Consider the following 20,967-nt stretch of genomic DNA (forward strand, 5'->3'; position numbering starts at 1 on the left):
GTCCACAGAAGACAAGGTGGAGGTGGCAGCGGAGAAGGAGATCTTGCTGACATCGGGCGGGGCTTATATCAAGATCAAAGACGGGCATATTTACATGCATGCGCCGGGCATTATTGAATTCAAGGCCAGCAGCTTTCCGTTTAAAGGGCCGACTGCGCTCAATGTGAACTATGATTTGCCCAAGATGGAGTTTGATCCGGTCACATTCAAGCAGCAGGGGGTGTTCATTCTTTCATCGCACCCACAGGGTAAGGGCCTGCTTTATAAGGGTGAGCCGTACAAGCTGTATAAAGACGGTGCCTTGATTCAAGAGGGGCTTACTGACGATAAAGCCGCTATTGTGTATGACCTGGAAGAGGGCGCCAAATACCAGGTGGAGCTGGTCAGCGGACATACGTTTGATGTTGAGCAGATGGAGCAGACAGATGACAAAAGAGAGATTCTGGCACGTTCTTTAGGGCAGATGGGGTTCCGGTATATCGGGTTTACCGATGAGAATGGCAGCAGTCACCTTAAAAGTGAAACGGACCAGTTGTTGTCGCGCTTTTTCAGCTATTTGCCTGATAAAGACTGAAACACGGAGTGTTTTAAAAAACAATTCAAATCAAATGCGATAAAAGGATTTTAATCATGGCTATGTCAGATGAAACCAGTTTAAGGCGGCGGGGAGTGCCTTCGAGGCAAAAAGTCGATAAGAAACGTGAATTGAATGCGGTGCCCCAGTGGTATCTGGAGGATTCGCGTTATGAGCCGCGCGATGGTAATTTTTTTCTGCCTTACTTTTGCGGGGCTGATGTTTTCAGCGCGGTTGCGGGGTCTATCAAGGGGGCAACCAGATCAATTGATATGATCACCTGGGGTTTTGACCCGGCAATACCGCTGGTTCGCACCGACGATGTGTACCGCCAGCGCGGGCATATGCACACCAATGGCGCAGGTGCCAACATACCGCACTCAGGCTGGTTGCGCAAAGACGCTTACGGGCAGTTGTTGCTGGATGCACTGGCAAGCAAGCCTGATTTGCGAGTCAGGCTGGTGATCTGGTATTATTCGCTGAATCATTCTCAGGACATGGTTCAAAATATGGTTGGCATTGGCCGCGCTAACACGCCATGGCGGCGCAAAGTGAATATTGACCGTACCGAGCTGGATACCGGCTTTGAGCCCATCGCATATGGCGGGAACGATGGTTTAAACAATCTGCCTTTGCGAAGCAGGCACCCGCAGGCGCAGGAGTATTCCTGGCAGTGGTTCCATAAAGTCATGTGGGAGGATTTTCCGGGCGCTGACCGCCTTGCTGTGGTGTTCCGGGACATCAGCAACCATTCCATCACAGAAGAAGACCCGCGCATGGATGGTATCCGGGGCGAAAGCGGCTCACTATCCTTCCCGGCAGATCACCAGAAAACGCTGCTGATTGACTTTGAGGATGATGCTAACCGCCATGCGTATGTCATGGGCCATAATTCCATGACCAATTACTGGAGCGCCTTTCCTTTTGTGCACCGTGATCCGTGCAACGAGATGGATTACCTGCCTTACCACGATTTTTCCATGCTGATCAAAGGACCGCTGACGATTGATATCAACCGCAATTTTTGTGAAGCCTGGGAGCTTGACCGCAAGCATGGGTTAACACCGGCCATGGTGCCGCGAGCGAATGAAAATGAAATCCTGCTGGATGAAAGCTCCAGCGCGGAAGAAGCTCGCGCTGCTGCTCGTGCACTAACCCCGCCGGCGCGGGCACTGGTGAACGAAGCGCGCAATGCGTTGCGCCTGAGCCGTGAACCACTGTATGCCGACATTGCCAACCAGAAAATTGGTCGCATGCACGGGCAGATTGTCAGAACCCGGCCTGACCGCATGCTGCACGGGCATCAGGAAAAAGAGGTGAAAGACGCATATTTACAGGCAGTACGTCATGCACGCAACTACATTCTGATTGTTAACCAGTACTGCCAGTATTCCAAGCTGGTACGACATATCAAACACTGGCGCCAGCAGGCGATCAACCGGGGGCTTGAAGGAGACCTGTATATTCTGATGGGAACCTGCAAGCCCGAATCTGAAAACCAGGTGTTCCGGGCGCAGCAGATGGCCAACGAACTGGGTGTGGGCGATCAGTTCAGCGTAGCTGAAGATCAGATGTATGACGCCAACAGTGAAGACAGCGATGGCAACAAAGCCACCACCCGGGCCGGCAGGCGGTTGAGCGCGGCTGACAAGGTGCCGCTCAGCGAGCTGACGGCGCTGCGCATCAAGCCGCTGTTTTTCATGTTTTACACGCAGGCCCCCAAGGGGGAACTGGCGCAGCAGGCGTATGTGCATGCCAAGCTGATGGTGCAGGACGATGCGTTTTTTACCCTGGGCTCCAGCAACCTCAATATCCGCAGCATGGCAATGGATTCTGAGTTGAACCTGATTTCCGACGACGAGAGCACGGCACAGCAGTTTCGCAGAGATTTGTTGGGGCATTATTCCGGGGCAGCAAACTCTGAGGATTTTCCTAACCAAACTGGTACGATCAATGGGGAAGATATGGGGAAAATTTTTAGTGAAATGAAAGATGTGACAGAAGTTAATTGGAGAAAAATTAAAAAGAAAGAACCGATTACCGGGCTCGTGGCGCAGTTTGAAGACGACCGTGGCGTGGTTGGTGTTGTGAGGCGGGGGTAGCCCGATGACCAGCCTGAGTACACCAATCACGCGCATACGGCAGCGGCTGTGTTGCCTGCTGCTGGCCGCCGCGCTGGCAGCCATCGCGGTTGCTGTCCATGCTGCCCCATCCGATTCACCGCATGACCCACAGAAAGTTGACAGTGTTATGGCACAAAATTCCATCAAAGACTATACCCGGCAGGAAATAGAGCAACTGTACGGAGCCGTCAAGCCGTTTGACGCGGATCGCAGCGCGCAGGAGTTACTGTCCAGTTGCGCACGCTGGGAGCCGCCAGTGGCGGATCCACAGGCGCGGCGCTGGTACAGGGGAGCCACCACGCTTAATGCCATCGCCTACCGCACGATAGAGCAGCACCAGCAGATGCTGATTTTGTATGAAGCCGCAGCCCGCAAAGGGCACTATCAGGCGGTGAAGAACCTGACCATTTTGTACAGTGAAAGTTCGCTGGTGCGCGGCGGGCGTTTTCCGGCAGAGCCTGAGAAAGCGCGCGCATGGCTGCACTACGGGCTGGAGCAGCGCTGGGTGGGTGCGCTGGAGTGGTTGTCTACCGCGCTGCACGAAGGCAGTGCGGGGTATGTGGCCAACGGGCAACTCAGCCTGATGTACCTGCAAAAAGCGGCCGATTTGGGCGACCCGCTGGCGCAGTACCAGGTGGCGCTGATTTATGGCAACCGCTACAAACAGGTAGAGAAAGAGGAGGCATTGTTGCAGTGCGCAGCGGCACAGGTTTTCAGTGCCGCTTTACACGATTGGGGTTCCTACAATCAAATTGATAGGCGAGTTCAGCAAGCACTAGAATTGTATCAGCAAGCAGTGATGGCAGGGGGGAGCAAAGGGGGGGATTCAGCCTATGTTCTTTCCTCTGCGTTTGCCAACAGTAATACTCGTAACCAAAGGGAACTATCAACGTTTGCAGACCCTATCAGAAAGCAGGCGTATGCAGAACTGAAGGAGGCACTTGAGGCTAATGACTTTCTGCGCTTTCCCCGGCTGAACGAAGTGCTGCCGCTACCGCCAGCCAAAGTGCCGCCATGGAAAGGCATTTACTCGGCGATGTCACCCGATGATGCCGCGTATTACCAGAACCCGACACCGGCGCAGGAACTGATTGAAGATGTGCGCCGCGCCGGGTTGCTGGTGAGTGACAGCTACCTGAGCCAACCGCAGCGCAGTAATTAATAGCAGCGGGTGTGAAAGCGGATGGTTGCCATGTCGTTCCATACCGGTCAACAGCGTGTAAGGGCGATTGCGGCCCTGTGCCTGATGGCAGGCCTGACATGTTTGGTATGGTTTGCACAGCCATGTGCTGCACAACCATCTAAACCGCCTGCCAAAGACTACACCCGGCAGGAAATAGAGCAACTGTACGGAGCCGTCAAGCCGTTTGACGCGGATCGCAGCGCGCAGGAGTTACTGTCCAGTTGCGCACGCTGGGAGCCGCCAGTGGCGGATCCACAGGCGCGGCGCTGGTACAGGGGAGCCACCACGCTTAATGCCATCGCCTACCGCACGATAGAGCAGCACCAGCAGATGCTGATTTTGTATGAAGCCGCAGCCCGCAAAGGGCACTATCAGGCGGTGAAGAACCTGACCATTTTGTACAGTGAAAGTTCGCTGGTGCGCGGCGGGCGTTTTCCGGCAGAGCCTGAGAAAGCGCGCGCATGGCTGCACTACGGGCTGGAGCAGCGCTGGGTGGGTGCGCTGGAGTGGTTGTCTACCGCGCTGCACGAAGGCAGTGCGGGGTATGTGGCCAACGGGCAACTCAGCCTGATGTACCTGCAAAAAGCGGCCGATTTGGGCGACCCGCTGGCGCAGTACCAACTGGCGGAGGTGTACTGGGATATTTCCCGGCAGGTGGAGAGGAAAGAAGCTTTGATGGAATGTGCGGCCAAGGGGGACTTGAGCGCAGCACTGCATAGCTGGGCCGGATACAGAAAGATAGATGGTCATGCACAGGAAGCGACGCGGCTATATCAGCGAGCCACGATGCAGGGCGGGGTAAAAGGGGCACAGGCGGCGTATGTGCTTTATTCCGCTTTTGCCGGTGATAAAAATGATCAAAAAAGATTGGGGGTCACTGATGATAAACCAAGGGCACAGGCATATCGGGAAATTAAGGATGCATTAGATGAAAACATGTTTTTGCGTTTTCCGCAGCTGAATGAAGTGCTGCCGTTGCCACCGGCAAAGATGCCGCCATGGAAAGGCATTTATTCGGCGATGTCGCCCGATGATGCCGCGTATTACCAGAATCCGCCACCGGCAGAATTCTATATTGAAGAAGTCCGTCGGGCCGGGTACATGGTTCCGGACGGGTATTTGAGCCAGCCGGTTCCTGAGCGCTGATGCGCAAGGGCATGTATCCAGAGCGGATGATTTCGGTTTTTTCAAAGAGGTTGGGGCTGGTGCTGTTGCATTGCGGCGCTGGCGTGTGGTCTGGCTGTCATCTGGTTATCAGCCTGATTTCAATCTAACTGTCAGCTTGAAGTGGCGCCTATGGTTGCTGCGGATGTTGTTGTTGGCGCCGAATTGAAAATGGATGGCTGTTGGCGGGTATGAGGTTGATGATGGCCCTGACAGTAAGCTCTGGGGTGTGTGAAGCTGGTTGATGCCACGGTGCAAAGGGAGTGAAGTGTTGACGGATGGGTTTTGTTTGAATGAGCATACGGGCTACCTGGAGATACCTGTAAGCAGGGTGGCAGAAGGGGTGGCGTATGCAGAGCAGCGCGGGTTTGGCCGTATCCGGGTGATGAATCCGGTGGGTGGCGATAGCTGCGACCATGTGGCGCTGGATGTTTCGGCGCTGGCGGGGCAGCACTTTATTGAGGCGCTGGATATTGGAGAAGGCATCCATATTAAAAAGACGGATTTTTCACCGTTGTATGCGCTGAAGAATTTGAAGATGCTGTGCATGGCGTATGTCAAAGGGGTGGTTGATTTTTGTGCAATGCAGGGGCTGGAGACGCTTTATATCACGGGAGCCTCAGCCGAAATGGAGCCGCTGGTGTTGCCAAAGTTGAAGAGCCTGCTGCTGGTTAGTGTGAAGAATACGGATTGTTCTTTTTTGTCGCAGTTGGCTGGGCTGGAGGATCTGCGGATCAGCGGGGGGCGCTTTGTGTCGCTGGACGGGCTTGCCGGTTTGCACAAGCTGACGTCGCTGAGGCTGGACCACTGCCCGAAGCTGGCGGATGTTTCGGCGGTGAATGCGGTGCAGGGCTTGTCTGACTTGTATGTTGAAAAGTGCAAGCTGCTGCATGATTTTTCTTTTCTGGCGGGCCATGAGGGTATTGAGTCGCTTTTTGTTTCGGAGCTGGATTCGGTGGCGTTTGTGGCGGCGATGCCCAGGTTACGGGCGCTGCATTTCTGGAATGTGAAGGATGGTGATCTGAGCAGCCTTGGTGATTCGGTTTCATTGGAGGAGGTGGCGTTTTTCCCGCAGAAGCGGCATTACTCGCATACACAGGAACAGGTGAATGCATGGCTGGAGGAGAGGAAGCACGGCAGGGGTTAGGTTGCCGTACGCTGGCTGGTGTGTGGGATGTGGTGCGCGATGTGCACAGTGCAGGGTATGAGGATGTATAAAATGCAGCAAGCCGACAGTGATGCCGGCTTGTTGTCATATCAGGTGGGAGCGGCAGGGTGCAGCAGGGTGCAGCAAAAGAGTGGCAGTTATCATGGCCAGCCCAGGCCGATTTGCTGTTTGTGCTGTTGCAATGTGCAGGCCGCTACCGCTCATAAGGGATATGGATGATACGGGGCCTGCGCATGATGATGCACTCTAGATTCAAGCCACAAAATGTATGGTTGTGATGAGCGCTTTTAGAGGTCGCTTTTATGAATGATGTTGCTAAAACAGGCATCCTTGCGGGGATGCCTGTTTGTTAAGCAGTTGTCAGCCAGTTTTGTTTATGTAAGCAACGGGCTGTTTATGTTGCTGCAGGTGTTGGCGCTGCGGGCGCGGTAATTTTCTGTACCAGTTCGGCCAGTTGTGCACCGTCGTTGGCGATGGCAGGGAAGAAGTCGGTGGTGAGTTCCATGTTGTATTCGCATTCGATGACGTCTTTGCCTTCCACCTGGGTGGTGACGGGGTGTGCCGAGACACCCAGCGACGCTGCAAATGTGTTGAGCAGCGGGTTGGTGGTGAGCAGGGTGTAGAAGATGTCAAACGGTGCTTTGTCGGAGGTTTCCCACACGCGTTTGGAGTAGGTGGAGGCAAGGTCTGGCAGCAGGCAGATGTTGATGAGGTCGATCTGGGCTTCGCTCAGCGGGTTGTTTTCGGAGACTTTGCCGGCGTCTTTGCGAATGATTTGCTGCGCTTGCTCGTGCCCGTACAGGGCTGCCAGTGCGGTGATGACCAGCGGGTTGCCGGGTTCGAGTTTGTATTGGGCGGCATTGGCGAGTATTTCGTCGCGTACCTGCGCGGTGGATTCGTCGGGTTTGAGCGCGGTGAGGCGGCGCTGCAGGAACCAGATGAACGGGATGGATTCGCGCAGTTTGTGCTCGGCACCGTTACAGAACGGGGTGACCAGGCTGAATTTGTGGTCGAGCAGGAAGGTGGAGTCGGTTTGTGCTTTTTTGTAGAACTTGTCGATGAGCTTGACTTCGGTGGCGACGCTTTCGAGCATTTCTTCCATGCGCTGCCCGCGCAGGAGTTTGTCGGTGAGCAGGGCCAGTATCGGGCTGACGTGGCAGCCGGGCTCATCGGCGCTGCGTGCGGTGTCAACCCCCTGTGTGGTTCTGAGGGTAATGTGGTTGCGTATTTCGCTGACGAGTTTTTTGTCTAACAGATAGATTTTCATGTGTGTGTTGTCCTTGGCGTTTCGGGCGTTTACCGAGCTATAACCAGCATCTCACAACCGCACCTCCAACCGCGGGTGGGCGGTTGGGGCGGTGGTGGTGAGGCTGGTTGTGTTCCATGGGTTTTGCAGTGGCCGGCGGTTATGGGTTATGGCTGTGTGGCCGCTGCCGTGCTTGCCGTGGCTGCAGGGGTAGCGGTCAGCTCGTTGTTGAGTAGCGTTCTGGGCAGGCTGAAGCCATGGAATACTTTCTGGGTGAACGGGTTGTTGGTTTTTTCTGAGGAGACGCGGTAGCGCATGGTGCCGCTGCCGACCTTGAAGCTCAGGTCAACCGAGGTGGCGCTGGCACCGGTGAGCTGCGCATTGCTGAGCAGGCGGTACAACCCCCACGGGCCGCGGTAGCTGATTTCGGAGCTGCCGCCGCCGCTGTTGACCAGCGTGAGTTTGCTGGTGGCACCTTCGCTCAGGGTGTTTGGCCAGATCAGCCCGACCGTGGTGCTGGGACCGTGGCGGTAGGGAATGAGCTGCCCGTCGACGTTGAGGATACTGGTGCGGCTGGTGGCGGTCATGCCCAGCGGCTGTACAGTGAACTGGACGTTGAGCGCACCGCGGTTGTTGAAGAAGGTGTCGCGGATGCGGTTGGCGGCTTCCAGTTGTGTGAGCACGTCGGTGCGCACCAGGTACTGGCCCTGTCCTTCGGAGTACAGGGCGTTGAGGTTATCACGCAGGAATACGTTGAGGTATTTGTCGGTGAAGTTCTGCAACATGCCTTGCGGGCCGAAGAATTTTTCGAAGTCGTCCAGCGCGACGTCCTGCCGGCTGTTGGGGTTGAACGGATAGCGCGAGGCCAGGCGTTCGTTGTAGAAGCTGTAGATTTCGGAATCCCAGCGTTTTTCAAGCTCGCGCAGGGCTTCAATCATGAGGACCTGTTGCGACTGCTGCGCCAGTTTGGCCACGTGGCGGTTCATGGGCTCGGGCAGGCCTACAGCAATGCGCTGCAGGTTGGAGATGGGGTCGCTGCCTTTGAGCGAGAAGCGGTCCAGCACGGCCTGCAGGGCGGTTCTGCCGCGGTCGGGGCTGTCCTGTACGACTTTGAGGTATTCGTACAGGGCGCCCACCGAGCGGATGACGTCGTCATAAGAGGATGCCTGTCCGTTGTTGCTGACCAGCATGGCCGCAAGCGGGTCGAACGCACGTGTGATGCGTTGTGCATTGACTTGCAGTGTGGTTTGCGGCAGCGCTGCAGCGTTGGCTGCTGTGACGGCGGCCGTGGCATTGCCTGAGTCGGGTTTGGCGTTGTTGCCGGCTGCGGCAGCTCCCGGTACGCTTGCGGGCAGTTGTACCGGTGCGTAGATGACGCTGTTGTCGTGCACGGTTTCGAGCAGGCGGCGGAATGGTGCCGCCGGGCCGATGACGGTGTCGAGCACGGTGACGCCTTGCTGGATGTCTTTGAAGTCGCTGACTTCAAACTGGTTGAGCGCACGGCGCCAACTGTCGATGTAGTCGGTGGTGTAGAGCGTGTTGATGCGCTCGCTGAGGATTTGCTTGTCGGCATCGGAGTAGTTGATGCTGTCGCGCTCACCCAGTACCCACTGGTCGATCATGGCGAGTTCGGTCACGTCTTTGCTTTGCGGCTCGAAGTATTCACGGAAGCCCCGTGCCGTGAGCAGTGCGTCGAGCAGCAGCGGCTGCGAGGTGGAGTCATAGATGACGGTGTAGGCATTGACCGAGGGGTCGCTGGAGGACGCCACGGCAATGGGGGTAAAGACCAGGTCAAATGACGGCCCGATTTCGTTGCGCAGGTCCAGTGGGTTGCTCAGGGTGTCGCGTGCGGTGGCCTTCATGGTCATGTACACGCGCTGTTGCAGCGGTATCTGGCGCAGTATCTGCTGTATGTGGCGTATTTTGCCCTGGTACTGGGGCAGGTCGGCCTGTGCGTACAGCATGGCGTAACGCAGGTGGTTCATCAGGTCGTTTTGGACCACGCCGTCGGTCGGGTAGACGGTTTGCCACTGGCGGCCCATCCAGTTTTCTACCATGGCGGGGCGGCGGTTCTGGCGGTCTTCGATCATGCGGTAGATGCGCAGTGCGGCCATTTGTGCATCGCTGCCCTGCGGCACGCTGTCCATGGTGTTGATGAGGCCAGCGGCCAGTGAGGGCAGGAAGCGCTTGGAGAGCAGTTGCAGGTAGGCTTCGTCCACTTTGGGGCCGATGACACGGCCTTCGTACAGGCCCATGTCTTCAACGGCGGGCCAGGCTTCGCGGTAGTCACCAAAGATGGCAACGGCTTCGCGGATCTGGTTGAGCGGTTGCAGCAGGTTCTTGCCGGTGGTGTCGATGCTGGTGTCGATGTAGGCACGGCTGAATTCTTCTGTTTGCGCCAGCACGCGGGCAGCCTTGTCGCTGTTGATGGTGTAGTAGATTTGCCAGCCGCCAATGATGAGCAGCGTGGCAAGGCCAGCCACAACACCGTTGGCAATGAGGATTTTGCGTTTGTGGGAGATGACTTTGACGTTGTCTCCGGCCAGCCCGGCTTCCGGATAGATGATGTCACGGAAGAGTTTCTGGGCAAAGTAGATCAGCCCGCGCGAGGTTTCTTTGGCCTGCGGAATCAGGCGCGAGAGGCCGTAGGTTTTGGCTGCGGCGTTGACAAAGGCGTTGGACAAGAGCCCTTGCTGGTAGACCGAGGAGAAGTAAACACCGCGCACCAGTGCCGGGGTGGAGTAGCTGTCGCTGCCGAGCATTTCGGTCAGGAAGCCAACGAGCATGTCGCGCATGCCGGCCAACTGGTTGATGAAGGAGAACAGGCGTTCGCGCTCTTCCAGCGTGTGCGGCAGGCCGATGGCGTCGAATACCTGCTCGTTCAGTCGTGCCACAAAGGCATCGTAGTCGGCGATGAATTCTTCCAGCCAGGCATCGAAGTGGTTAACGGATTTGAGTGTGAAGGTGAATCCGAAGATTTCTTCACGCACCGAGCGCGGCAGTTTTTCAAAGAATTCGTTAAAGCCGTCAATCAGGTCAAACTTGGTCAGTACCAGATACAGCGGTAAGCGGGTGCCGAGTTTCTTGCTGAGTTCAAACAAGCGCGCACGCAGCAGGATGGCCAGTGTTTTGCGGTCGCTGGGCGACTGGTTGAGCAGAGATGAGAGGTCGATGACCAGGATGATGCCGTTGAGTGGCCGGCGGCTGCGGTTGCGGTCAAGCCAGTCAATCAGGTTGTCCCACAGGCGTTTGGTCAGGCCGGTGGGCAGCGCATTGGGGTTACGCAGGGCGGATTCCTGGGCAGAGATGTTTTGTTCTGCCAGCGTGGGTTTGGCGCTGTCGTTGCCTTCGGGATCTGACTGGCTGATGATTTCACCGGGCGGGTCAATCAGCACGGCTTCGTTGCCGACCCACCAGTCCAGCGAGTAGGCCAGGAACGGGTCTTTGGCGGTTTTGCGCACGCCGGCTTTGACCACGCCGGTCAGGGAGAAGTTCTGGTTGGAGCGGTTGGTCAGGCTGGTTTTACCGGAGCCTTCCTGGCCCAGTACCAGATACCAGGGGAGTTTATAGAGAAAGTCTTTGTTGAGGTTGTTGGCCTTGAGGACTTCCAGGTTGGAGTCCAGCAGGCGTTCCTGTGCCTGCAGATAGGGCAGGCAGGGGTCGAGTTCGACCGCTTCTTCGTACTTGCGTTCGCTGGCGAGTTTCTGGTATTTTTTGCGGGTGGATACAGTCCACCACAGCAGCGGAATGATAAACAGGATAACGGTGGCCGTGATGCGTGACCAGAAGCCTTCAAGCGGCCTGGAGCCGCCGATCTGCCATTTCGGCCCGAGCCACCAGATGGCAATGAGCAGCAGCAGTAGAGCCAGCGCAAATAAAAACGGCAGCGACACTTTGAATTGCCGGACTGCAGGGAGTAACCACCGTTTGAGATAACTGATTAATCTACTCATTGCTGATATTTCCTTTTTCCTGTATGTCGTTGTTATGTGTTATCTGCTTGTGGGAGAACCTGTTGATACAACTCGGGTTCCCATTGAGAAGCAAGTGTTGAAATCATTAAGTTTTCTATGCGCCGCTCGAGTTCTTCTGACAGCCATGTCAGGCCGCGCTCGCGCATCAGGTCGGCGGTGATTTTCATGATGTGGCATTGCTGCCGCACCGACTGCTGTCCTGACTGTAGTTGTTGCAGGGTTTGCAGTACCGATTCGACGCCTTCATTGTTCATTTGCTCGCTGAGCTGCTGTTGCAGTTCGGCAAAGTCGGCGTTAATGGCCGGTGCTGCGGGCTCTGCCGATGCGGTGGGTGCCGGGGCACTGATCCAGGCATGGGTTTGTTCGTCGACAAAGGGTTGGCCGTCGCTGAACTGCAGTTCAAGCAGCATGGGTATGCGGCGGATGAAGCGCACGGTAGCCAGGCGGATGGCTTCGGCGGCTTCGTTCATGTCCAGCCGGGTGGCAATGGTGTAGGCCAGGTAGCTGCCTTTGAACCAGTAGATGCTGGAGGTGACGCTTTTTTCAACGCGTTGCAGCAGTGCCGGGTCGATGCGGTTGCTGTCGATGGCTTCCTGGTAGCTGTGTGCTGTTTCGGCCGCAATGGGCATGAGCTCGGTGATGCGGTCGCGTTTGATGATGGGCGTGGAGGTGATGTGCGCCCACAGTGCATAACGGCGGATCATGTAGCCGACCGGGTCGTAAGCGTCCTGCGCGTTGGCGATTTCGGCAATGGTCAGCAGCGTTTTGCGGGTTTCTCTTTCGTTGCTGGCAGACAGCGGGCCGCTGCTGTGGCTGGATGCAAAAAAGTCAGAGCTGAGTGTTTTGCCGCCTTGCTGGTTGGGCGAGGCTTTCGGCGCATTGGCTGAAGGCTGCGGGGCGCTGATGAGGGCTGCGGTTTTTTTCAGCATGGACGCCAGCGTGTCCTGCGTTGCTGTATTGAAGCCCTGTTTTGCAAGCACGGCCTGGAAGTGTTCCAGCGCTTGTGCGGCCGCCTGCAGTGCTGTTTTGTCCTGGTCTTTGCCGCCGGCGAGTTCCTCAAAGGTGTTTTTGATCCGGTCGGTCAGTGTGGTGATGAGCTTGCGTTTGTGCGCCACACCTTTGGCCCCGGGTTTGGGGTAACCGCTTTCCAGATAGGTATCGGTAAAGCCGGCCAGCAGTTCGCAGGCGTTGCTCCAGGCGGCCCAGGTGCGTTTTCTCAGCCAGCAGTTAATCAGGTGTCCCACCACGCGCAGGTGCTTGCACTGCGTGCTCAGATAGGTTTTGGCGTTTGTTTCGACATAGTCCCAGTCGATGGTGCTGTTTTGCAGCCCGCCGAGTTTGATCATCTCGTCATCAAGCTTGAGATAGATTTCGTTGTCTTCGTCAAACAGCCCCTCCGGCTGCTTGCCTTCAATGGGGGCGAGCAGCGACAGGATCATTGGATTGGGCGTTGCCGCAGGGGCGCTTACCAGTGACATGCCTCACGCTCCCGGTTGATGTGTTGTGCCAGGCCTGTGGTGTCAAATACGAGGCCGTTTAAAAGTTCTTCGTCGCTTTCAACGCTCAGGCGCTGCCCGTAACCCAGGCGCCGTACCAGGTCAATGGCGTGCAGGCCTCTGCCGGCATCGACCACTTCGCCCGAATGCATGACTTGCCAGGTGCTCTGGGGGCCGATGGGCTTGCCATCAATCAGCAGCCGCACGCGGATGACATTGCGTTGCACGGGCTGGGCCGTGACAAATTGCAGCCGGGTGATGTTGGTCAGGCAACTGACGGTGAGATAGGGGCGCGGCGGGATGGAGCCGAGCGCCGGGGCCGAGATAACGACCTGGGTGCCGCCATCGGGTTCGGGTGCTTCTGAAATGATGAAGCGGCTGTCTTCCGCGGGGCGGTTGGCTTCGTTGTTTTGCACCAGTTGCATGATGGGCGAATGCTGCGGGCTGGTGCTGATGGCCGGGCGGCCTGCATCGATGACGGCAGGGGTGCCCGCCACTTTGTCAAAACAGGCCAGGCGCTCCAGTGAGGAGCGGATCTGGGTGCAGTCCTGCAGGGTCAGTGTTGTGCTGGCTGGTGCTGCACCGGCTGGCGTTGTGCCGGCGGCCGGCTGGGCCGACGCTGCCAGCGGCAGCAGTGCAAGTAAAGTGATGGTCAGTGTTTTTTTCATTTGGAGTCAATTCCTAAGTTCCAGCGCTGGCATTTGCGGGCAAGGGTGCGTTTGGGTATGCCCAGGCTGTCTGCGGCCAGTTGCCTGGATCCGTTGGACATGCTCAGACGCATGCGAATGAGCAATTGTTCAAAATGGTCTAATGCGGCGGGTAGATTGTTGGTCCGCAGCAATGCTTCCAGGTCCTGCGGGCTGGGCATGTCCACAGCGCTGGGGTCGGGCATTTTGTGGATGGCCGACCCTTCTATTTTGTTGAGCACAGAACCGACGGTTTCTCTGGTGATCATGGAGGCGGTCGTGGTTCTTTCACAGGCCGCCAGTATCAGGTATTTCAGCTCACGCACGTTGCCGGGAAAGTCGTACAGGCGAAACAGGTCGATGGCCGAGACTTCAATGCCGGCAATGTGGCGCTGGTGGTCGCTGTTGTACTGCTGGATCAGGTACCAGCACAGCGGGCTGATATCGACCGCGCGCTGGCGCAGCGGCGGCAGCTCGAGCAAGGCCTGCCGGATGCGGAAGTACAGGTCTTCGCGGAACAGCCCCTGTTTGATCAGCTCAGGCAGCGGTTTGTTGGTGGCGCAGATCAGGCGGAAGTCGCTGGTCTGTTCCTGGTTGCTGCCCACAGGGCGGTATTTTTTTTCGTTCAGCAGGCGCAGCAGCGAGACCTGAAGGGCGATTGGCATGTCGCCGATTTCGTCTAAAAACAAGGTGCCGCCATTTGCCGCTGCAACCAGCCCGGCGCGCAGTTGTGCGCCGGTGAATGCGCCTTTGACGCTGCCAAAGAGTTCGGATTCGATCAGGTCTTTGGAGATGGCTGCACAATTGACGGGTATAAACGGTGCCGTGCCGCGTGGCGAGGTTTTATGGATCAGTGAAGCGACATGGTCTTTGCCGACACCGGTTTCGCCGGTGATGAGCACAGACAGGGAGGAGTTGGCCAGGTCGAGTATTTCCGAGCGGATGCGCTTGGTTGACGGGCTGGAGCCGACGTACTCGGTCATGACAAAACGCCGTGCCTGTTCTTCGACTTTTTTCTCTAGCCGTTCCTGTAAAAAAGCCTGTTCGGCGCGAGCCGTTTTGTCTTGCAGGATGTTGGTGGTCAGGCTGGAAAAAAGCTGGGTGAAGATGGGGATCAGCTCTGACCAGAGCGTATCCTGGCTCCATGCTTCAATGTGTGGGCGCGGGCCACGGGCTGCCAGAATGCCAAGCGCCTTTTTTTTCTGATCGAAAATGGGGAAAACGACAAGCGCGTCGCCGAAGGTGCCGCAGTTGCGGAACTGTTCAAACCCTATGCCCACGTCGATCAGGCGGGCCATGGTGTTGATAAAGCATTTTTTGCCGCTGATGAGCGCGTAGACCAATGGGTTGTTGATTTCATCCATGGAAACGCTGGGATAGTCGGCTGAATCGCCATGGCTGCATGCCAGCGGCAGCAGCTCATTGTGGGAGGCGGGGCGCTGGAAGACCATGATATGGCCGCTTTCCAGCGATTCGGAAGCGTTTTGGACAAAAGCGGTAGCCAGCTCACCAATGCTGTTGGTCGAGGTGAGTTTTTTGACAATGCTGAGCATGGCTGATGTGTCCATGGGGCTTACAACACGCTGTTTTCTATGATGGCGGTAAAGTTCTGGCCGTCCCAGCCGAGTGTGGCTTTGGTGAAGGTTTCTCCTGTGGCCAGTTGCTGCAATATGCTCATGGACAACGGCGGCAGCAGCTCGCCGTCGATCGAGGCGTCGAGCATGCGGGCGCCATTTTCGTGGCGGATGCAGCGTGATTTCAGTTCGTCCTTGGCTGCGGCCAGCACTTCCAGGTTGGCCTTGTAGCGGTTGAAGACCTGTTTGGATATGGCCGTGAGGCGCATGTCAACAATCTGTGCCAGTACGTCTTCATCCAGATGGTTGAAGGGCACCACCTGCATGCGCGCGAGCAGTGCGGGCTTGAAAAACTGCATGAGTTTTTTGCGCAGCTCGGTCTGGTCGGGTGTTTGCAGGCCATCGTCCACCGAGTCAAACCCGATGTTGGAGGTGAGAAAGAACAGGATGTTTTTGCAGTCGATCAGGCGGCCTTCGCCATCGGCAATTTCGCCTTTGTCGAACGCCTGGTAAAAGATGTTCAGGACTTCGGGGTGGGCTTTTTCCACTTCGTCCAGCAGCACGACGGAATAGGGCTTCTGGCGGATAGCTTCGGTCAGAATGCCGCCTTCGCCATAGCCGACATACCCTGGCGGCGAGCCCAGCAGGCGTGAAACGGTGTGTTTCTCCTGATACTCGGACATGTTGATGGAGGTGAGGAATTGCAGGCCGCCAAAAAATTCGTCGGCAATCACGCGCGCTGCTTCGGTTTTGCCCACGCCGCTGGGGCCGACCAGTAGAAACACGCCCAGCGGTGTGCCGGGGCGGCGCAGGTCGGCAGTGGAAGTGAGCAGGTGGCGGTGGATGTGGTCGATGGCCACGTCCTGTCCCTTGACGCGCTCGGCCAAAATGGCTGGCATGCGTTTGAGCCGTTCCATGCGGTCATGGGAGATGGTGGTGGCCGGAATGCCGGTCCAGTCGGCAATGACCTGAGCAATCTGCTCTTTGCCCACATCGGCATGCACCAGTGCATCGCGCTGTTGCAGTTGTGCCAGTTCTTCGACTTTGGCGGCAAGGTCCTGGTTGGCCTCTTCTGCCGTGGCTTGCGGCGCCGGGCTGGTTGCGTCTGCGGCGGCTGGCGTGTCCGTATGGGTATTGGTATCAGCAGTAGGGTCAGTATCGGTTGGCGCAGCAACAGCAGGTTCAGCGGCTGGCTCTGCGTTGTGTTCAGCGGCCTGTGCACTGGCTGTTTGCTGGGCGGTTTCATCCGGCTGTTTTGCTGCGGCTTCGTTTTCTGTGATCTGGGCGCGCAGGGCCAGTATGTCTTCGACCAGTGATTTCTGTTTTTGCCAGGCCTGCTCTAAATGGATTTTCTTTTCATGCACTTTGACCAAAGCGGCAGACAGGTAGTCGAGCCGGGAGGCGTCAACCTTACGGCCCATTTTGCGGTCACGTTCCAGCAGGTCGAATTCGGATCTGATCTGCTGTTCTTCATGTTCAAACGCTGACAGGCGCCGTGGCGGCTCGGCCAGGGCGGTGGCGACCCGGGCGCTGGCGGTGTCGAGCACGTCAATGGCTTTATCGGGCAACTGCCGCCCGGAAAGGAAGCGCGCCGACATGTCTACCGCGGCCAGTATGGCGTCATCACTGATGTAAACGTGGTGCGCCTGTTCGTAGGTGTTGCGCAGCCCGCGCATGATGTGCACGGCCTGTTCCAGTGTCGGTTCGTTGACTTTGACGAGCTGGAAGCGGCGTGAGAGCGCGGGGTCTTTTTCAAAGTATTTTTTGTATTCTGACCAGGTGGTGGCTGCAATGGTGCGCAGTTCACCGCGTGCCAGCGCCGGTTTGAGCAGGTTGGCCGCATCGCTGCCGCCGGCAGCATTGCCTGCGCCGATCAGGGTGTGGGCTTCGTCGATGAACAGGATCATGGGCCGTGGCGAGTTTTTGACTTCGTCAATGACGGCTTTGAGGCGTTTTTCAAATTCGCCCTTGACCGCTGCACCGGCTTGCAGTGCGCCCAGATCAAGCCCCCACAGCGCCACACCTTGCAGCAGCTTGGGCACACGGTCTTCGACAATGCGCAGCGCCAGCCCTTCGACCAGTGCGCTTTTGCCCACGCCTGCATCACCCACCACAATCGGGTTGTTTTTGCGGCGGCGGGTCAGAATATCGATCATCTGGTCGATTTCGACATCGCGGCACAGTACCGGGTCAATGCGGCCCTGGCGTGCCTGCTCGGTGAAGTCGTGGCCGAATTTCTTCAGCGCGGATTCGGCTTCGCTGACGACATTATTTTTGCTGTCGCTGGTTTTGTTTTCCTGCGCAGGCTGCTCAGAGGTTTCGGCAAACAGTTTGTTAAAGTCTTTGCGCAGTGCTTCCCGGTTAATCGGCTCGAAAATCTGTATGGCTGCCAGCGGCAGGTAGCGCGCTGAGTTGAGCAGGGTGGCCAGCACCAGTACGCCGCTGCGGATTTGCTGGTGCCCCAGTTCCATTGAGCCCAGCGTCCAGGCTTCCTGAATCATTTCAATGAGCAGGGGCGAGAAGCTGGGGTACTGGTTGATGTTTTCGCGCTGGTTGACAAACGCGCTCGCGAGCGCCTGGCGGACTTCGTCGGTATCGATGCCTGCGTATTTGAGCAGCATGCGAAAGTCGCCAACCGGGTTGTCCAGCAGCGTGAAGAGCCAGTGTGCGACAGTGACTTCTCCGCCTTGTTGTGAGATGCACAGGCTGGAGGCCTGTTCCAGGGCCAGGCGGGATTCAGCATTCAGGTGATTGAACAGCGCCTCTAAATCGACTCGTATCATAGTTATATATATGTAAACTGATCATTGCATTTCTTATTGAGGGCATAAATATGTAAAAAAAATATATGTATACCCTCATGTTTCTGTCATAAATGTCTCCTGTTAACTACACACCTAAGCCCTTACTGTCTAAATGGTTAAATATAACGCGACCAACAGAAGTGACAAAAATGGCAAACCCTCAAAACATTGGCAAACAAAATGACAGAAACTGCTGAAAACAAAATCAAGAAAATGACAAAAATGACATAAAAGGATCCTTGCAAACGCGATCCAGACACGTTTTCCAAGCGTATCAGGGCTACACTATATAAGCTTGAATTCAATTTTGGAAGTACCTTTGGATTTACTCTGATTAGTAGTTGTTGTGAAATTCTTTTGTAGTATGATCACTCCGCTATTCGCAATTTTTCGTGGGCCTTTATCAAAATAAGTAAGGAGTAATCCATGGCAATATATTCGGGATCAGTTGCGCCCAAAGAGAGAATTAACATTCGCTTTATTCCGGCAACTGGTGATCAGCAAGCAGAAATAGAATTACCCTTGAAGGTGTTGGTCACAGGGGATTTTAAGGGGCATGCAGAGGATACCCCGCTGGGTGAAAGAACATCTGTTCGGGTGGACAAAGACACGTTCAATGATGTGCTGAAAAAATCGGAAGTCAAGCTGCAGATGGAAGTGCCATCCACGTTGAGCGACGATGCTGACGCCAGCCTGGCAGTGAATTTGAAGTTCGAATCGATTAAAGATTTTGGCCCGGATGCCGTGGCACAGCAGATTCCCGAGCTGAAAAAGCTGCTCGAATTGCGTGAAGCGCTGGTTGCGCTGAAAGGGCCCTTGGGCAACGTTCCGAATTTCAGAAAAACAATTCAGCATCTGCTGACAGACGACAAGGCACGTGCCGAGCTTGCCAAGGAGCTTGACCTGGTGATTGACGACGGCAAGAAGACGCCGCCTGCCGGAAAACCTGGCGATTCTAAGAAGTAACAACAGCACGTGAGTGCATGGTTACTCTGTCGGTAAGCATACAAAAGAGGATTTACTACAAATGAGCACAAAAACTGAAGGTGCAGCCAGTTCAGCCGCTGGCAGTGTGGGATTACTTGAGCAGATCATGGCGCAAACACGCATGGAGCCTACGCATGAAGGCTATGCGGTTGCTGAAAAAGGGGTTGCTGCCTTTATCTCTGAAATTCTGAAAAGCCGTGACCAGTCACAGCCGATCAACAAGGTGCTGGTTGACAGCATGATTGCACGTCTGGATGAAAAAATTTCTACCCAGATGGACCAGGTGCTGCATCACCCCGAGCTGCAAAAGCTGGAGTCTGCATGGCGCAGCCTGAAGCAGTTGGTGGACCGTACTGATTTCCGCGAAAACATCAAGATTGAAATTCTGCATGTCACCAAAGAAGAGATGCTGGATGATTTTGAAAGCGCTGGCGATATCACGCAAAGCGGCATGTACAGCCATGTTTACACATCCGGCTACGGTCAGTTCGGTGGCGAGCCAACCGGCCTGGTGGTGAACAACTATACATTCGGCCCGAGCTCACCGGATATCAAGCTGCTGCGTTATATGTCGCAGGTTGGTGCGATTGCGCATGCACCGTTCCTGGCTGCTGCGGGTGCCGAGATGTTGGGCGTGAAGTCTTATACCGAATTGCCCAACCTGAAGGAAATTCACGATATTTTCGAAGGTCCGCGTTATGCCAAGTGGCGCAGCCTGCGTGAAACGGAAGATTCACGCTACCTGGGTCTGACAATGCCGCGCTTCCTGCTGCGTTCTCCTTATGATCCGCTGGAAAACCCGGTGCGCAGCTTCTCTTATGTGGAGAAGGTGGATGGCTCGCACGAGAATTATCTGTGGGGCAATACCGCATTCATGCTCGCTAGCCGTATCACAGACAGCTTTGCCAAATACCGCTGGTGCCCGAACATTATCGGCCCGCTCTCCGGTGGTGCGGTGGATGATTTGCCGGTGCATTTGTATGAAGCGCTGGGCCAGGTTCAGGCCAAGATTCCGACCGAAGTGCTGGTGTCGGATCGCCGTGAGTTTGAGCTTTCTGAGGAAGGTTTCATTCCGCTGACAATGCGTAAAGACAGCGACAACGCAGCGTTCTTCTCGGCCAACTCGGTGCAAAAACCGAAGATTTTCCAGAAAACGCCGGAAGGCCAGGAAGCGCAGACCAACTACAAGCTGGGTACGCAACTGCCTTACATGTTCATCATCAACCGTCTGGCGCACTACCTGAAAGTGCTGCAGCGTGAACAGATCGGTAGCTGGAAAGAGCGCCAGGATCTGGAGCGCGAGCTCAACCAGTGGCTGAAACAGTATATTGCCGACCAGGAAAATCCGTCTTCCGAAGTTCGCAGCCGTCGTCCTTTGCGTGCAGCCAAGGTGGTGGTTTCGGATGTGGAAGGAGATCCGGGCTGGTATCAGGTTCAGTTGTCTGTGCGCCCGCACTTCAAGTACATGGGTGCCAGCTTCGCGCTGAGTCTGGTTGGCCGTTTGGATAAAGAATAAGTAACGGCAAGTAGCCACATCGTTTTAGGGTGCGTTGATTTATGCCTAGATCGTTAGGAAATAGCAGCCTGTTTGATCGCCTGGGCAGTGAGGACGAAAGACCTCGCAGTGTTTCGCAGCAGGGTCAACTGGCGCACCGTATCGAGGCAATCAAACGCAACCTGGAACGGATGTTGAATACCCGTCAGGGCTGCTCGCAGAGCAGCCCGCATGATGGTTTGATGGATTTTAATGATGCAGTCCTGGGAAGCAGTGACCTGATGCAGCGCATCGGGGAGGATATCTGCCGTGTGATTCGGGAAGGGGAGCCTCGGGTGGTGGTACGCCGGGTGCATTCGATTCCCAACCCGCACATGCCGATTGAGCTGAACTTTCGTATTGATTGTCTTGTGCCAGTGAAAGACAAAAGAGAACTGGTTGAAATAGATCTCATCATGAATGATGGAACCTTCAAGGTGAAATAAGGATGAGG

General features: G+C 56.0%; 14 protein-coding genes. 8 read left to right on the forward strand and 6 right to left on the reverse strand.

What is annotated here, in order from left to right; genetic code table 11:
• The 5 genes from CUZ56_RS08315 to CUZ56_RS08335 form a co-directional block, all read left to right on the forward strand.
• On the forward strand, positions 1-574 hold a 574-nt coding region (locus CUZ56_RS08315; RefSeq protein ID WP_126979933.1), incomplete at its 5' end, for a DUF2345 domain-containing protein.
• 56 nt (positions 575-630) lie between these two features.
• On the forward strand, positions 631-2,676 hold the full coding sequence (locus tag CUZ56_RS08320; RefSeq protein ID WP_126979934.1) for a phospholipase D-like domain-containing protein: 2,046 nt from the start codon (positions 631-633) through the stop codon (positions 2,674-2,676).
• Between the two features lie 4 nt (positions 2,677-2,680).
• Positions 2,681-3,859: a DUF6396 domain-containing protein gene (locus CUZ56_RS08325; RefSeq protein ID WP_126979935.1), complete on the forward strand. Its 1,179-nt coding sequence runs from the start codon at positions 2,681-2,683 to the stop codon at positions 3,857-3,859.
• Between the two features lie 30 nt (positions 3,860-3,889).
• Positions 3,890-5,026, forward strand: coding sequence for a DUF6396 domain-containing protein (locus CUZ56_RS08330; RefSeq protein WP_126979936.1), 1,137 nt, complete (start codon positions 3,890-3,892; stop codon positions 5,024-5,026).
• A gap of 307 nt (positions 5,027-5,333) precedes the next feature.
• Positions 5,334-6,191 carry a leucine-rich repeat domain-containing protein gene (locus CUZ56_RS08335; protein ID WP_126979937.1) on the forward strand — a complete coding sequence of 286 codons (858 nt, stop codon included), beginning with the start codon at positions 5,334-5,336 and terminating at the stop codon, positions 6,189-6,191.
• A 415-nt stretch (positions 6,192-6,606) separates the two neighbouring features.
• On the opposite strand, the gene CUZ56_RS08340 is transcribed toward CUZ56_RS08335, so the two are convergent.
• The 6 genes from CUZ56_RS08340 to tssH all read right to left on the reverse strand — a co-directional run bounded on the left by CUZ56_RS08340 (position 6,607) and on the right by tssH (position 17,971).
• Positions 6,607-7,479, reverse strand: a complete 873-nt coding sequence (locus tag CUZ56_RS08340; RefSeq protein ID WP_126979938.1) for a hypothetical protein — start codon at positions 7,477-7,479, stop codon at positions 6,607-6,609.
• A 146-nt stretch (positions 7,480-7,625) separates the two neighbouring features.
• The gene (gene tssM, locus CUZ56_RS08345) at positions 7,626-11,411 is read right to left on the reverse strand and encodes a type VI secretion system membrane subunit TssM (protein WP_126979939.1); all 3,786 of its coding nucleotides are present in this window, start codon (positions 11,409-11,411) and stop codon (positions 7,626-7,628) included.
• A 32-nt stretch (positions 11,412-11,443) separates the two neighbouring features.
• Entirely contained in the window at positions 11,444-12,910 is a 1,467-nt protein-coding gene (gene tssA / locus CUZ56_RS08350; RefSeq protein WP_126979940.1) for a type VI secretion system protein TssA, read from the reverse strand.
• Positions 12,898-13,596 (reverse strand): type VI secretion system-associated protein VasI, encoded by a 699-nt coding sequence (gene vasI, locus CUZ56_RS08355; RefSeq protein ID WP_126979941.1) that lies wholly within the window; start codon positions 13,594-13,596, stop codon positions 12,898-12,900. The genes tssA and vasI overlap by 13 nt, the downstream gene beginning before the upstream one ends.
• On the reverse strand, positions 13,593-15,167 hold the full coding sequence (locus CUZ56_RS08360; RefSeq protein ID WP_204250865.1) for a sigma 54-interacting transcriptional regulator: 1,575 nt from the start codon (positions 15,165-15,167) through the stop codon (positions 13,593-13,595). Before CUZ56_RS08360 ends, vasI begins: the two co-directional genes overlap by 4 nt.
• A 20-nt stretch (positions 15,168-15,187) precedes the next feature.
• Positions 15,188-17,971: a type VI secretion system ATPase TssH gene (tssH, locus tag CUZ56_RS08365; RefSeq protein ID WP_126979943.1), complete on the reverse strand. Its 2,784-nt coding sequence runs from the start codon at positions 17,969-17,971 to the stop codon at positions 15,188-15,190.
• Positions 17,972-18,418: 447 nt separating this feature from the next.
• Between tssH and tssB the strand changes: the two genes are divergently transcribed.
• The 3 genes from tssB (at position 18,419) to tssE (ending at position 20,959) form a co-directional block, all read left to right on the forward strand.
• Positions 18,419-18,958, forward strand: coding sequence for a type VI secretion system contractile sheath small subunit (gene tssB / locus CUZ56_RS08370; RefSeq protein ID WP_126979944.1), 540 nt, complete (start codon positions 18,419-18,421; stop codon positions 18,956-18,958).
• A 61-nt stretch (positions 18,959-19,019) separates the two neighbouring features.
• Positions 19,020-20,495: a type VI secretion system contractile sheath large subunit gene (tssC, locus tag CUZ56_RS08375; protein WP_126979945.1), complete on the forward strand. Its 1,476-nt coding sequence runs from the start codon at positions 19,020-19,022 to the stop codon at positions 20,493-20,495.
• Between the two features lie 41 nt (positions 20,496-20,536).
• Positions 20,537-20,959 (forward strand): type VI secretion system baseplate subunit TssE, encoded by a 423-nt coding sequence (gene tssE, locus CUZ56_RS08380; protein ID WP_126979946.1) that lies wholly within the window; start codon positions 20,537-20,539, stop codon positions 20,957-20,959.
• Positions 20,960-20,967: the final 8 nt, after the last annotated feature.

Origin of the sequence: Saezia sanguinis, from assembly GCF_003991585.1 — a bacterium.
GTDB lineage: Bacteria > Pseudomonadota > Gammaproteobacteria > Burkholderiales > Burkholderiaceae_C > Saezia > Saezia sanguinis.

Coding starts and splice junctions, on each gene's coding strand:
- CUZ56_RS08320 (WP_126979934.1), top strand. CDS start 631: ATGGCTATGTCAGATGAAACCAGTTTAAGGCGGCGGGGAGTGCCTTCG.
- CUZ56_RS08325 (WP_126979935.1), top strand. CDS start 2,681: ATGACCAGCCTGAGTACACCAATCACGCGCATACGGCAGCGGCTGTGT.
- CUZ56_RS08330 (WP_126979936.1), top strand. CDS start 3,890: ATGTCGTTCCATACCGGTCAACAGCGTGTAAGGGCGATTGCGGCCCTG.
- CUZ56_RS08340 (WP_126979938.1), bottom strand. CDS start 7,479: ATGAAAATCTATCTGTTAGACAAAAAACTCGTCAGCGAAATACGCAAC.
- tssM (WP_126979939.1), bottom strand. CDS start 11,411: ATGAGTAGATTAATCAGTTATCTCAAACGGTGGTTACTCCCTGCAGTC.
- tssA (WP_126979940.1), bottom strand. CDS start 12,910: ATGTCACTGGTAAGCGCCCCTGCGGCAACGCCCAATCCAATGATCCTG.
- vasI (WP_126979941.1), bottom strand. CDS start 13,596: ATGAAAAAAACACTGACCATCACTTTACTTGCACTGCTGCCGCTGGCA.
- CUZ56_RS08360 (WP_204250865.1), bottom strand. CDS start 15,167: ATGCTCAGCATTGTCAAAAAACTCACCTCGACCAACAGCATTGGTGAG.
- tssH (WP_126979943.1), bottom strand. CDS start 17,971: ATGATACGAGTCGATTTAGAGGCGCTGTTCAATCACCTGAATGCTGAA.
- tssB (WP_126979944.1), top strand. CDS start 18,419: ATGGCAATATATTCGGGATCAGTTGCGCCCAAAGAGAGAATTAACATT.
- tssC (WP_126979945.1), top strand. CDS start 19,020: ATGAGCACAAAAACTGAAGGTGCAGCCAGTTCAGCCGCTGGCAGTGTG.
- tssE (WP_126979946.1), top strand. CDS start 20,537: ATGCCTAGATCGTTAGGAAATAGCAGCCTGTTTGATCGCCTGGGCAGT.